Below are 245 nucleotides of genomic sequence, written 5' to 3' on the forward strand. Positions count from 1 at the left end.
TTACAGCAACCGCAACGGGTGGCACAGCACCATTACAATACAGCATCGATGGAACTACCTACCAGGCTGGCAATGTATTTAGTGGAGTAGGATCTGGGACCTATACCGTAAGTGTAAAGGATGCCAATGGATGTATCGGCACAACAACAGTCACCGTAAGCAATAGTGGGGCTGCAACCGTAACCGCAGGTAGTATAACAGCGAGTTGTGGTAATAGCAATGGCAGCATTACAGCAACAGCAACC

General features: G+C 48.6%; 1 protein-coding gene. It reads left to right on the plus strand.

What is annotated here, in order from left to right; all coding sequences use genetic code 11:
• A partial coding sequence (locus tag GD597_RS21780) for a hypothetical protein (protein ID WP_216368674.1) occupies positions 1-245 on the plus strand: 245 nt, incomplete at both ends.

This window comes from Limnovirga soli (assembly GCF_013106755.1).
Lineage (GTDB): Bacteria > Bacteroidota > Bacteroidia > Chitinophagales > Chitinophagaceae > Limnovirga > Limnovirga soli.